Below are 13149 nucleotides of genomic sequence, written 5' to 3'. Positions count from 1 at the left end.
TTTTAAAAATCGTTGATAAAAAGTCAACATCACTTCTCGGATAGCTAGTAATCTATGGAATACGTACGCTCACGAAGGGTCATTAAAGATGCAAAATGATCTTTGCAACCGTGAAGTAAAGAATCAATCCTGTTCCATCGACTAGAGTGGTAATAAATGGGCCGGAAACGATGGCGGGGTCGACTTTTAACTTATTTAAAATCATTGGTAAAACGGACGCTACCATGGATGCCCAAATGACAATAAACATCGCAGATATGGCGACAACCGCCCCAACATTTACGTTAACACCGAGGAAAAAGGCACGGATAAACGCGACCGTTCCCATCGACAGCCCCAAAAATAATCCAGTTGTTGCCTCTTTTCGAAAAACTCTGAAAATATCTTTAAAATCTACTTCCCCTACCGCCATAGCCCGAACTAATGTTGTTACCGTTTGTGACCCCGTATTCCCCCCTGTTCCAATAAGGAGCGGAACAAAAAAGGCTAAGGCAATTTGTTCGGAAAGTGTTTCCTCATAATGCCGCAGCACGGTTCCTGTATAAGCTTCTGCAACAAACAAAATTAACAGCCATCCGATTCTTTTTCGATAGATACTCCAGATTGAATTTTTAAAGTATGGATCCATTAACGGTTGACTTCCGCCAAGCTTTTGAAAATCTTCGGTTGCTTCTTCGAGAATAACATCTATTAGGTCATCTACAGTAAGGATTCCAATCATTCGCTGGTCATGGGTGACGACAGGAAGCGCAATAAGGTCGTATTTGGACAATACATCCGCCGCTTCCTCTCTGTGGACATCTACCGAAACAGAAACTGGTTCCCCTTGTACAATTTCCACTAATATTGTTCCTGCATCGGCTAGGATGATATCCTTTAAAGAAACAACACCAACAAGGTCACCGTTCCTACCTATTACATAAATATATGAAACAATTTCTGCTTCCTGGCCGACTTTCCGAATGTGTCTGATTGTTTGTTCGACGGTCCAGTGAATTCGGGCAGCAACATAATCGATTGTTGCTAATCTACCAGCTGTATCGGGATCATAGTTCATTAGATGATGTATCTTCTCCCGATAATTTTCAGGCAGATAGGCCAATAATTTTTTCCCCTGATTCGCATGAACCGATAAGAACAAATTTACAATTGTATCACTAGACATTTCATTTATAAGGTCTGATTTTCTTTGTTCATTGATACGAAGCAATATTTTATATTGCAGTTCTGGATCTAAATATTCAAGAATTTCTGCTCCAAATGATGCAGTTACAAGGTAGAAAAAGGTAATTTGTTCTTCCGAATCCAACGCACTAACCATTTCCGCAATATCAAATGGTTGAAGATCTCCAATGAACTCATTTAAACAGAGATGATTTTGCTCCTGCAAAATCGTTTGTAATTCCATGTTGTGTTCCATATTCTTTACCTCCATTTCTTTCATTGGGTTGAAAAGTTTTAGCTGTATAAGAATGTCTGCTCCAAGATATATTCACTAAAATTCCTATGGAGATTAACATAAATACTAGTGAGGAACCCCCGTAACTAACAAAAGGAAGCGGGACACCAGTGATTGGAAGAAGGCCGGATACAGCACTCAGGTTAAATATGACCTGTACCATAATTTGAAAAGTCAGACCAATAGCCAATAATTTTGCAAATGAATTCTTGGCTTTTAGGGCAATACGGACACCGCGATACATGATGAATAAATAGGAAAATATAATAAACAGCAGACCGAATACGCCCAGTTCTTCCACTATAACTGCCATAATAAAATCTGTATGCGCTTCGGGGAGATATCCCAATTTTTCAACACTGTGACCAAAACCCTTCCCCGATATCCCCCCAGATGCGATGGCATGATACGCGCTTACTAATTGGTAACCATCGCCAAATGGGTCAGCAAAGGGATCTCGAAACGATAAAATCCGATTCAAGCGGTAGGGAGCGGATAGTGCTAAAAAACCTACTCCACCCAAGGCTATGCTGCCTAATAGAAGTAAGTGAATAGCTCGTTCACCTGAACAAAGCAGAATAAACCCGCAAGGTATTAATATCGCAGTCGCTGTCCCTAAATCCGGTTGTTTCAATATTAGTAAAAAAACAGTACCTAGTATAAAAAGCGGCGGCATAACTCCCTTCCAAAAATGATTAATATAGGTTTGCTTTTTTGCGTATACGCTTGCAAAATAAATGATCATGACAAGTTTAACGGCTTCTGTTGGCTGGATGAGCAATGGCCCTAGTTGGAGCCATCGCTGTGAATTATTCCTCACCACTCCGAACCATGGAACTAACACCATGATCAATAAAAAGATAGAGATTAACACCAAAATTGGACTAAACTTTCCATAAACACGGTAAGGAATTACGGCAGTGATGGCCATTAGAACAAATCCGATTATTATGGAGTTCAATTGTTTAATGTAAAAGTACCGCGAATTCCCGAAATCAACCGATGCGATTGGAAAACTTGCACTATAAACCATGACCAATCCAAACAAACATAAAAGTACGGTAGTAATGACTAATAAATAGTCCAGCTTTTTCAAATGCTTAATACCCATTCAATCACCTTCTTGTTGACGATTACTGATTGTTTTGAACCCATTGCCCATCTGCTTGGGTTAAAAACGAAAAAAGGCCTTTATTTCTCAAATTGAGGAAATAAAGGCCAATGTATGTACATTAATAAACTATTTTTCGCTTGAAAATTCTAACAGTTTAATAGGTTTTTTACCTAATATTCCCTCGTTCAAGTTTTAGCACTAAATAGCATAGGTACAAGTACCAGCTTCGTTAAAAAAGACCTTCTTCCGATCTTTCCTGTTGACCCATTGGCGTCTCTCGACATTTTTGGGCAGAAGCGTGTCTCTATTTAGGAGCCTCACCTAACAGAATACTTTCAGTATTTATTAAATTAGTTATAATATATGTGTTTGTTGTCAAAATGTCAACGTACTAATCAATATTTGCTAAGTGTTTTTTATAAAGTTATCTTAAAATATATTTATTTTTAAATATTTTGTAGAAATATCATGTTTCGATTGTATAATAAACAGTAGAATTTTAAGTGAAAATGGTGATGATACATGCGCTCATATAACGAAAAGGTAAGTATCTATCATGGAATGGTGTCGACCATTGCTGTGAATCTGGCAAGTAACTTTTTTCCAATATTCGCTATATCTATCTTAGGGGCAACCAATTATCAAGTTGGGTTAATCAGTTCCCTGCCGCCGCTTGTTGCCCTGCTGATGACGATTCCAGCTGCAATAATGTTAAATCGGTTAGATCAGCAAAAGAAAACAGTCGCGATGTCGGTTTTAGGTGCACGAGCATTATTCTTATTATTAATTGGTGTTATTCTGATCCCTGCTGCCTACCAAGGATGTGCTTTTTTAATCATTGTTGCTTTAATGAATGTTCCTGGTACGATTTCGAATATTGGTTGGCAAACACTGATAAGCGGAATGATTAAGGAGGAACGAAGAGGTGCTTTTTTTAGTGACCGAAATCGACTATTAACAATTGTTGGGATGGTTACAACCTTGATAATCGGAATTGCCATGAAAAAACAGACGGATCATGCTGCTGCATATCAATTTTTATTTGTGATTGCCTTTCTTTTTGGCTTATTAGAAGTATTCTTTTTAATGAAGCATAAAGAAAAAGCGGAACCAAAGTCGAGCAAAGACCAAAAGAAATCGTCAATGGATTGGTCCATTTTTAAGGATAAGGGATACAAATGGTTTCTCATTACCTCCCTTTGCTTTAACTTCTCTTGGCAAATGGCCTGGGGGCTATTCAATATTTATAATGTAAAATATGCCCATGCGACGATTTTGTGGATTAGTATTTTTTCAGTAGCCAATCAATTGGTGCAAATTTTCTCGTTCCCATTATGGAAACGATGGGCGGAGCAAAAGTCAAACACTTTAATGCTCATTTGGGTGGCTGCCGGAATGGCAACCGCACCATTTTTAACCGTTTTGTCTACAAATCTAGTCTATTTAACCTTTGTGCAAATGACTTCCGGCTTTTTTGTTTCCGGCACCATGCTTCTCTTGTTCAACCTATTATTAGAGAAATCTCCAAAGGAAAAGAGAACCTATTGCATCACAACTTATAATGTCCTTTTATCGTTTGTCGCTTTTATTGCGCCGCAAATCGGAATATGGCTCTTAGAAGTAACCGGTATTCAAATATCCATGGGAATCAACTCTATCTTAAGATTCATGAGCGCCCTTGTCTTCCTGCTCATGTACCTTAAATTCAGGAAAACCAAAAAATCAACCAAATTTTTTTCAAGAAAAAAAGCGTCTTATTAGTTGTATTATATAGAAAGTTTCATATTTTTATAAAAGGAGTTGATTTTTTCGAAACCAGGAGGCCGGAATGATAAAAATAAATCATCAGGTTGTGGAACCAGAGGATCTCATTCAAGGAATATCCAACAATGAAGAGAAATCGATTGTTAAACAAATGGCGGCAAATCATGCATCTTATGAATACCAGACCATAAGCCAATTAAAATTCGAGCTCTTATTTCGAACAAACACGATGAAAGCTGCACAGGAATTAAACAAAAGCGGTGCAAAATTTACAACGTTCAGCTATGCCTTTTGCAATAAGAAATATTGGGATCGATTAAGGAATGGCGGCTTCCTCATAAAGCCTGAGGTTCGTCCTTCGGTTGCCATTCTGGACATCCTAAAGAATGGAAAGCTATACGCTTTTGAATGCTCCACCGCCATCGCCATCGTCTTATATATTGCCACTCTTTATTCGATTGGAAGCGAAAGGTTTGATATCCTTTTTGGAAGGCTTTACTTGATGGATTGGCAATTTGATGAAGATCTGCCGATTCAACAAAAATATGGGGACGATTATTTACCAGGAGACGTCCTGCATTTCAACAATCCGGATTTTGATCCGAAACAGCCGTGGTGGCGGGCTGAAAATGTGATATATTTTGGCGACGACCAATACTACGGCCATGGCATCGGCATTCGCAATGCCAGCACCATCATTAACTTCCTAAACGGCAAAAGAAAACAGGACCCCAAAAATTCAGCCTACCTCATGCGAATGATCACCAGACCGCAGTATCAATCAATCTAATGTAGTTTTTGGTGTCAGGCACCATAGCTCTGCTATGGTGCCTGACACCCTTTTTACCCTATTTACAGTTGCAACATCAAAAATTTATAAATGCGTCCCCCGCTTTCACTCCACTTTTTATCATTTTGGTGGTTTTTAACCATTGGGCGACTTTTTCCCATGTTTCTGGGTCTTGGTAGCCGAATGGTTTTTCTTTTGCATCCATCAGCGGGAGCAGGATTTCCAGACTTTTCGACTCAATATCCCCTTCGAGTGGTGAGGTTTTGTCTTCATGTTTCATTAATAGTGACAAGCCTTCCTCTGGGTGATCTGCAACGTATTTTTGCCCCTTTGTAATCGCTTCGATAAACTTTTTATACACATCTTTTTTTCTTTTTAATCCTTTTTCACTAGCAACCAACACTAATTCATAATAATCGGGAACACCATAATCTGCAGGATTTAATGTGCGGATTGGATGGCCCTCTTTTTCTAGCAATAATTTCTCATGGTTAATAAATCCGCCCATCAGTGCATCGGTTCTCTTTGATGCCATCGCCGGGATTAAGTCCCAGTCGACATCGACCATTTTAACCTTCTTCGCATCCCCGCCATCACTATCCACCATCGTTTGGATAATCGCTTCATCTAATGGAATCGTAGGATAACCAATCGTTTTTCCCGCTAAATCCTTGGGTGATTGAATCGCGCTATCTGCCTCCACCATTAATTGATTCAGTGGATGGCGAACAATCGCAGCAATTGATTGAACCGGAATATTCTCGCTGCGTGCCACAAGGACTTCCGGCTGATAGCTGATCGCCATATCGATTTTATCAGCTGCCACCAGTCTAAGCGGATCATTTGTATCTGCAGGCATTTGGATATCCACATCCAGACCTTGTTCTTTGAAATAGCCCTTTTCTTTTGCGGTAAAAAGAAAGGAGTGGACAGCATTTGGATACCAGTCCAGCATTAAGCTCACTTTCTGTAACTTTGCGGCTCTACTGGAAGTTTGTTCGGCATCCTCTTTCCCGCAAGCACTTACTAGTAGTAATAAAAGACTTACCATGACAAAAAATCGCTTTATCATTGTTCTTTTCTATCCTCTCTTGTTGCGAATTATATTTTTCAAAACCTGTTTTTCTAGTATACTAATGAATAAAAATAGCACGACACCAAGTAATGAAAGCAGGAAGATTGCCGCAAACACGGCGTCTGCTTGTAAGTTTCCTGACATCCGCCTACTGAAGTAGCCTAACCCGACACTTGCGCCGAGCCACTCGCCGATGGTTGCCCCGACCACACAATACACAACAGACATTTTCAAGCCAGACAGGATCGAAGGCAATGCCAACGGTACCTGGATTTTTTTAAAAATAGTCCAGCGGTTAGCGCCCATTGTCAGCAGTAATTCCCGGTATTCCCCACCTCCCGCCTTCAGCCCATCATAGGTACTTACAACGATTGGAAAAATGGCGATTAAAATCGTTACAGCGATTTTGCTCCAAATCGAATAGCCGAACCACATGATAAAGATGGGAGAGATCGCGATCATTGGGATGGTTTGTGAAATAACAAGAAACGGGTACAATACCTTTTCTAAAGAACGGGAAAAGTGCATCCCAACGCCTACTAACAATCCACCTGCAAGTGATATCCCAAAACCAATTAAAACCTCATTAAGGGTTGCCGGCAAATGTTCTTCCAATAAAAGCTGACGGTTTTCTATAAATGCCGCACCGATTTGCGTAGGTGACGGCAGTATGAAGGACGGAATCATTCCGTTTCTGACAATCCACTCCCACCCGCTTACTAACAAAATGGAAACAATCAAGAATAGACCATAATCCCCCAGCCATTTCCTCCAATTATTGTTCATGTTGAATCAAACGCTCCAATTCTTTCCTCATCACAAAAAACTCTGATTGATAGATTAATTCTGCGTTTCTTGGTCGTGGAAGGTTGACATTTATTTCTTGAATAGTCTCTCTTCCAAGCAAATAAATCCGGTCGCTTAACAGAATGGCTTCCTCCAAATCATGGGTGATGAATAGGACCGTTTTTTGTAAATCCCCCCACAGTCCCAACAGCCAGCTGTGCATATTCCGTTTCGTGAGCGAATCGAGTGCTCCGAACGGTTCATCTAACAATAACAGGTCTTTGCCTGTCATAATGGTTCGCAAAAAGGCAACACGCTGCCTCATCCCGCCGGAAAGCTCATCTGGATAGGCTTTTTCCACTTCTGCTAATCCAAAACGGGCCAACCATTCTCGAATCTCTGGGATTCTTTGTTGGCTGTTTTCCTTCATGACCTCTAACGGCAGCAAGACGTTGTCTAAAACCGTACGCCACGGTAAAAGCAAATCCTTTTGCGGCATATATCCTACTTTGCCTAACCTGTTTCCTACGTTTACACCATCCATCTTGATCTCTCCCTGTACAGGCTCAAGAAGTCCGGCAATCAATTTAAAAAGGGTACTTTTTCCTGAACCACTTGCACCGATAACAGAAACAAATTCTCCCGCTTTCACATTCAGAGAGATTTTTTGAAAAATGGGTCTTGCGTTTTCAAAACCATATGTAAGGTTTTCAATTGTTAACATGGAAGAGTTAAACAGGCCAATCCGCTCCTTCATAAACCATATCCCAGAACATGTACTCAAAGCGGGAGGTCGTTAGGAAATGTTCTTCTAACATACCTAATTTCCGTTCCGATTTTCCTTCTGCCAATTGATCTAATAACCCAATCAGCCAGATGGCCAACGAACCAAATTCGTCTGATGTGTACATTTTTATCCAATCACCATACAAAGGATGATCGCTAGCTTCTGGATATTTATCTGCTAGCATTTTGCTAATCTCCCAGTAGCTCCACATACACGGCAGCAGTGCTGAGATTAATTCCTCGAGCGATCCGTTCTGCGCGACATTTAGCATATACCGTGTGTAGGCCAAATTGATGGGAGTCGGTTTTGTTTCTTCGAGCTGTTGATGGGTAATGCCAAACCTAGCAGCATACCCACGGTGCAATTCCATTTCACCATGCAAGGTCTCATGCAGCAGTTTTGCAAAAGCGGCCATCGTGTCGAGCTCCCTTGCTTTAACTGCGCCCAATGCAAAAAGCTTGGAATAATCAATTAAAAATACGTAATCCTGCTTCATGTAACGAATAAATGATTCGACAGGAAGGTCCCCCTTGCCTAACCCGTCAACAAATGGATGCTGATGGGTTTTCTCCCAAATTTCATTAACTTTTTCATGAAGGCGTTGCGAAAAATTCATGATTACTCCCCCAGTTCGTTTTTAAAAGAATGGCCAGCCATAGTTAGAACTTTCTTTCTTAAGAATACAGTTAAGATTACAAACCCCAGTAGCGCTCCGACAAACGAGCTAAAGATAAATAATGGAATAAATCCAAATAAGGTTGCTTCTTTCCCAAGTAGTAGAGTGGCAACTGGATAACAAAGAATCGCACCAATAATCCCCGTTCCAATGACTTCCCCGATAAATGCCAGATAGATTTTTCTAGTTTTTAAAAATAATAGGGATGCCAGCAGCGCTCCCACCATACTGCCGGGAAAAGCAAACACAGAACCCGTTCCCATAAGATTTCTTAACAAGGAGACACAAAAGGCCTGGGCGACAGCGTAATACGGTCCCAACAGCACGGCGGATAAAACATTCAAAAAATGCTGAACCGGAAACACCTTTGTAAATCCAATCGGAATCGATACCAGGCTGCTAGAGATTGTGCCAATCGCAATCATCATAGCCGTCAGCGTCAATTTATATGTTTTGTTCATGTCCTTTCCTCTCCCCTATGTTTTTTCTTAATGCCCTTGCTGCTTCCATTGGTGTCTCTGCATGGCTAATCGCTGTGATCACAGAAACACCATCGGCCCCTGCTTTAATTACGGAAGCGGCATTTTCACTGGTAATCCCGCCAATTCCCACAATTGGAATGGTGTAGCCATTTTTTCGCAGTGATTCAATCAAGCTGGTACCTTTCGAAGGCTTCGCATCCTCCTTTGTTTTTGTAGGAAAAACAGGCCCAATCCCAAAATAATCTGCTCCGTCCCTAAGTGCCGTCATCGCCTCTTCATTCGTATGTACGGATACACCGAGAATCATCTCGCCAATCCTTTCCCTCACCGTCCCTACCGGCTCATCCTCTTGTCCGATATGAACCCCGTCTGCTCCAATTACAAGCGCCAACTCGATATCATCATTGACAATAAAAGGAATCTGGTGCTCTTTGCAGATTGCTTGAAGTTCTTTTGCCAGGCTCAATTTTTCGGAACCTGTTAATGCCCCTTTTCCCTTTTCACGGAATTGAAAAAGGGTGATACCACCAGCAATGGCTTCTTTTAATACTTCCTCTGGTTCTTTCAAGCAATTCGGACTGCCCATGATAAAATAAACACGTAATGCGGCTTGCAAATCATTCATGACCTTGCCAACTCCTTAATGTATTTTCTTTTTCCATATGCCCAATGGTTTGTCGGACCATGTCCATGGCCGATGGCAATACCATCTTCAATGGCTGCTTGAATGAAATCCTTCGCTGTTAAAACAGCATCATATACGCTTGTGCCCTTCGCCAATTCGGCGGTAATGACGGCTGAGAAGGTACATCCCGTTCCGTGTGTGTTTTTTGTTTGGATCCGCTTGCTGGTAAAGTTGTGGAATTCATTCCCGTCAAAAAATAAATCAGTGGATTCAATTTCGTTTTCATCATGACCGCCTTTAATCACGACATTTCTGACTCCAAGCTCGTATAGCCTTACTGCAGCCTCTCTTTTATCTTCAAGGGTTTGGATTTTCATTCCCGTTAAAACTTCCGCCTCCGGAATATTCGGTGTAATGACTTCGGCAAGCGGCAATAAATAGGTTTTCATAGCGAAAATGGCTTCCTGTTGTAATAAAGAAGCGCCGCCTTTGGCAATCATCACAGGGTCAACAACCACATTTTCCCATTTGTATTTTTTGAGATTAGCAGAAACAGCTTCGATAATTTCTGTGCTAAAAAGCATGCCTGTTTTCACGGCATCCGCACCCATATCCTCTCCGAGTGCTTGCATCTGTTTGGCAACGGCCTCTGACGTCATGGGGTACACAGCATGGACTCCTACTGTATTTTGCGCCGTAACAGCCGTCAATGCTGACATCCCAAAAACCCCTAATTCCTGAAACGTCTTCAAATCTGCTTGAATTCCTGCGCCGCCGCCGCTGTCGGAACCTGCTATCGTTAATGCTTTTTTCATCTTACATTCCTCCACTAGATTTTTTTAAAAGAAGCATAACCATTTAAGTCTTCACTCGAAACCAACGATAATTGATTTAAAAATTCAATTTGAAAGCTGCCCGGTCCAAGCTCGGCTGTTTTCTTCGCCGCCTTTTCTGCGGCAACGCCATAGTAGGTTAAGGCAGCGACCGAGGCTTGGATTAAATCCCTTTCCACCCCCGCAAAAGCGCCAATTACCGAAGTTAATAGGCATCCCGTTCCGGTTACTTTGGTCAAAATTGGATGTCCATTGGCAACTACATAAGTATTTTCACCGTCTGATACAATATCCTCTTTTCCAGTTATTACGACAACACAATGTAATTTTCGAGCAGCTGTGATCGCAAGGTCTTTAATGTTCCCTTTTGCATTTCCTCCATCCACACCCTTAATTTCCCACTTTTCACCAATAACATTGGCAATCTCGGCCGCATTTCCTCTAATCACGGCGACCTTGACTTCATTCATCACTCGTTGGGCTGTTTCCGTTCGATACGGTGTAGCCCCCGCACCTACCGGGTCAAATATGACCGGAACATCGTGCTCATTGGCAGACTTACCAGCCAGGAGCATGGCTTCCACTGTTTGCGGGTTTAATGTGCCAATATTCAAAACTAGTGAACTTGCAATCGTAGCCATATCCGCTGCTTCCTCTTTTGCATTTGCCATTACCGGTGAAGCTCCTAGTGCAAGGAGCCCATTGGCCGTGAAATTGGTAACGACTACATTGGTGATATTATGTATTAGCGGGTTTACCTTCCTTACTTTTTCCAACGTTTCACACAAGCTTCTTTTTTCCAAACCAATCTCCCCTTTTCTTTTTCAACATAAAAAAACCAGATCCATAAATTGGACCTGGTTAGGTAGAAAGCGAAAAATTACCATTTCACTCGACTACTTTCCTACGCTGGTATTACCCAGATCAGGTCCAAAGGGTTAAAAACATTACCGTTTTCTCTCAGCCTGATTACAGGGCACCCCTAGTAGATACATCACATATTAAATTAAGTACATATTAACGCTGATTACCATTGAAGTAAAGAAAATTGTTCCAACTTTTTTAGTTTAGAACATAATTCCGGTAAATGCTTCATCACATGGAGGAACATCATTCGCCCCTCCAATTCCCGACACAAAAACTCGAGAATTGTCTGTTCATGCGCTTTCCCAAGGAATATTTCCTATGATATTGTCATAAATATGCTCGTTTTTCATCTCTTTTAAAAAATGGGACAGCCCTTTTCTTCTCTGTTCGTTATATTCGTTTATGCTTGTCCAAGAGTTTTACATATTATATTTCTTAAAAGAGTCTCTAAATGTTAAAAAATTTTAAAGGTGGGCATAAAAATGAGTAAAAATAATTACAAGAATCATGAACAAACAACCATTTTATCGATCGATAGCGATGCACTAATCGAGAATAACACACAGGTTGTTAATGAGCTGCCAGAGATTCAACAAGAACAAGTCGATGTTTTTTCAGAGTTAAAAAAACAACTTGCAAATAGCCTCTTCGAGAGTAGCACACAACTTGTTAGCAGCCTTTCAGAGATTCAATCACATATAGCTAGTGAACTTTCAGCAATTAGACTAGAACTGCTAACCATAAAAGAAGAAAATACCAAACTATTAGATCAAATTACCTATATTGAACAAAATTATAAGGTGAAGAAAAAGAAGAAGTGACCGATTCGATAACTGTCCTTGATTACTTTTCAAGCTAGACAGCAATTGAAGAATAACTTCTGACTGATTTCTCCGTTTTATAGCGAAATAGCCAAGGCAATTCTTTGCCTTGGCTCTTCTAGTGGTTAATAGGAGAAGGATGTTGAAGTAGCCAAAATTGGCTTCTTTTTCCTTTATCCTTTGAAGATTTCACCCAAAAAGGCGAGGATCTCTTCTCGTGTGTCGTCTCTTTTTAGGGCAAGGTCGATCGTTGCTTTGAGGTACCCTATTTTGTCGCCGATGTCATAGCGGATTCCTTCGAAGTTATATGCCAAGACAGCCTGCTGTTTATTTAATTCGTTAATGGCGTCGGTTAGTTGTAATTCGTTACCTTGCCCAATTGGAAGCCGTTCTAATATGGAAAAAATCTCTGGCTTTAATATATAACGCCCCATAACGGCAAGTGTAGACGGAGCCTCTTCTACCTTTGGCTTTTCCACTAATGATTCGATTGAATATAAAGTCTCCTCAATCATCGCACCTTTTGGCTTAATTATTCCATATTTACTTACGTCCTGTTCTTGAACATTCTGAATGGCAACGACAGAACTATTATAATACTCGAATACATTCATGAGTTGTTTTAAACAAGGAACCTCTGACACGACAATATCGTCGCCCAACATAACCGCAAATGGTTCATCACCAACAATATTTTTGGCACAAAGAATAGCATCGCCGAGTCCGTCCGGTGCTTTTTGGCGAACATAATATATATTCACTAAACTAGATATTCTCTGAACTTCCTCTAAAACGGCTAAATTATCTTTTCGCTGCAGCAACTCTTCAAGCTCATAGGATTTATCGAAATGATCCTCTATAGACCGCTTCCCCCTGCCGGTTATGATAATTATTTCCTCAATCCCCGACGCCACAGCCTCTTCTATAATATATTGAATAGTTGGTTTATCAACAAGCGGAATCATTTCCTTTGGGATTGCTTTCGTTGCAGGTAAAAAACGTGTCCCGAGGCCGGCTGCTGGAATAATGGCCTTACGGATTTTCATAAACTCCCTCCCTTCTAAAAAGAT

Annotated in this window: 14 protein-coding genes and 2 riboswitches; of the genes, 3 read left to right on the top strand and 11 right to left on the bottom strand. The window is 40.8% G+C overall.

The window, feature by feature from the left end:
• Positions 1-82: 82 nt before the first annotated feature.
• Positions 83-1420 (bottom strand): magnesium transporter, encoded by a 1338-nt coding sequence (gene mgtE / locus ACIQXV_RS10630; RefSeq protein WP_402958591.1) that lies wholly within the window; start codon positions 1418-1420, stop codon positions 83-85.
• Positions 1359-2570, bottom strand: coding sequence for a putative lipid II flippase FtsW (gene ftsW, locus ACIQXV_RS10625; protein WP_402958589.1), 1212 nt, complete (start codon positions 2568-2570; stop codon positions 1359-1361). Before ftsW ends, mgtE begins: the two co-directional genes overlap by 62 nt.
• 173 nt (positions 2571-2743) lie before the next feature.
• Positions 2744-2909, bottom strand: a riboswitch (M-box (ykoK) riboswitch).
• Between the two features lie 186 nt (positions 2910-3095).
• On the opposite strand from ftsW, the gene ACIQXV_RS10620 reads away from it, so the two are divergent.
• Both ACIQXV_RS10620 and ACIQXV_RS10615 read left to right on the top strand, forming a co-directional pair.
• Complete coding sequence (locus ACIQXV_RS10620) at positions 3096-4334, top strand: MFS transporter (RefSeq protein WP_402958587.1); 1239 nt, start codon at positions 3096-3098, stop codon at positions 4332-4334.
• A 67-nt stretch (positions 4335-4401) separates the two neighbouring features.
• The gene (locus tag ACIQXV_RS10615) at positions 4402-5127 is read left to right on the top strand and encodes a protein-glutamine gamma-glutamyltransferase (RefSeq protein WP_402958585.1); all 726 of its coding nucleotides are present in this window, start codon (positions 4402-4404) and stop codon (positions 5125-5127) included.
• Positions 5128-5203: 76 nt separating this feature from the next.
• Here the strand turns inward: ACIQXV_RS10615 and ACIQXV_RS10610 are convergent, their stop codons facing one another.
• Genes ACIQXV_RS10610 through thiM form a run of 8 tightly spaced genes read right to left on the bottom strand, consistent with a single transcriptional unit; the run spans position 5204 to position 11194 of the window.
• Positions 5204-6199, bottom strand: a complete 996-nt coding sequence (locus tag ACIQXV_RS10610; RefSeq protein WP_402958583.1) for an ABC transporter substrate-binding protein — start codon at positions 6197-6199, stop codon at positions 5204-5206.
• A 9-nt stretch (positions 6200-6208) separates the two neighbouring features.
• Positions 6209-6988, bottom strand: a complete 780-nt coding sequence (locus ACIQXV_RS10605) for an ABC transporter permease (protein WP_402958581.1) — start codon at positions 6986-6988, stop codon at positions 6209-6211.
• Positions 6978-7745 carry an ABC transporter ATP-binding protein gene (locus ACIQXV_RS10600; RefSeq protein WP_402958579.1) on the bottom strand — a complete coding sequence of 256 codons (768 nt, stop codon included), beginning with the start codon at positions 7743-7745 and terminating at the stop codon, positions 6978-6980. Before ACIQXV_RS10600 ends, ACIQXV_RS10605 begins: the two co-directional genes overlap by 11 nt.
• On the bottom strand, positions 7720-8391 hold the full coding sequence (gene tenA, locus ACIQXV_RS10595) for a thiaminase II (protein WP_402958576.1): 672 nt from the start codon (positions 8389-8391) through the stop codon (positions 7720-7722). The genes ACIQXV_RS10600 and tenA overlap by 26 nt, the downstream gene beginning before the upstream one ends.
• Before the next feature lie 2 nt (positions 8392-8393).
• On the bottom strand, positions 8394-8912 hold the full coding sequence (thiW, locus tag ACIQXV_RS10590) for an energy coupling factor transporter S component ThiW (protein ID WP_402958574.1): 519 nt from the start codon (positions 8910-8912) through the stop codon (positions 8394-8396).
• Positions 8896-9558: a thiamine phosphate synthase gene (gene thiE, locus ACIQXV_RS10585; RefSeq protein ID WP_402958572.1), complete on the bottom strand. Its 663-nt coding sequence runs from the start codon at positions 9556-9558 to the stop codon at positions 8896-8898. Before thiE ends, thiW begins: the two co-directional genes overlap by 17 nt.
• Entirely contained in the window at positions 9555-10373 is an 819-nt protein-coding gene (gene thiD, locus ACIQXV_RS10580) for a bifunctional hydroxymethylpyrimidine kinase/phosphomethylpyrimidine kinase (protein ID WP_402958570.1), read from the bottom strand. The genes thiE and thiD overlap by 4 nt, the downstream gene beginning before the upstream one ends.
• 14 nt (positions 10374-10387) lie before the next feature.
• Positions 10388-11194, bottom strand: coding sequence for a hydroxyethylthiazole kinase (gene thiM / locus ACIQXV_RS10575; protein WP_402958568.1), 807 nt, complete (start codon positions 11192-11194; stop codon positions 10388-10390).
• A gap of 81 nt (positions 11195-11275) precedes the next feature.
• Positions 11276-11385: riboswitch (TPP riboswitch) on the bottom strand.
• Between the two features lie 355 nt (positions 11386-11740).
• Between thiM and ACIQXV_RS10570 the strand changes: the two genes are divergently transcribed.
• The gene (locus tag ACIQXV_RS10570) at positions 11741-12079 is read left to right on the top strand and encodes a hypothetical protein (RefSeq protein ID WP_402958566.1); all 339 of its coding nucleotides are present in this window, start codon (positions 11741-11743) and stop codon (positions 12077-12079) included.
• Between the two features lie 173 nt (positions 12080-12252).
• On the opposite strand, the gene galU is transcribed toward ACIQXV_RS10570, so the two are convergent.
• Positions 12253-13125 (bottom strand): UTP--glucose-1-phosphate uridylyltransferase GalU, encoded by an 873-nt coding sequence (gene galU, locus ACIQXV_RS10565; protein ID WP_402958564.1) that lies wholly within the window; start codon positions 13123-13125, stop codon positions 12253-12255.
• Between the last annotated feature and the right edge of the window lie 24 nt (positions 13126-13149).

It is taken from the genome of Neobacillus sp. NPDC097160, from assembly GCF_044762155.1.
GTDB lineage: Bacteria > Bacillota > Bacilli > Bacillales > Cytobacillaceae > Neobacillus.
The sequence above is the reverse complement of the archived record's forward strand: the minus strand, read 5'-3'. Positions and strand labels throughout refer to the sequence as shown.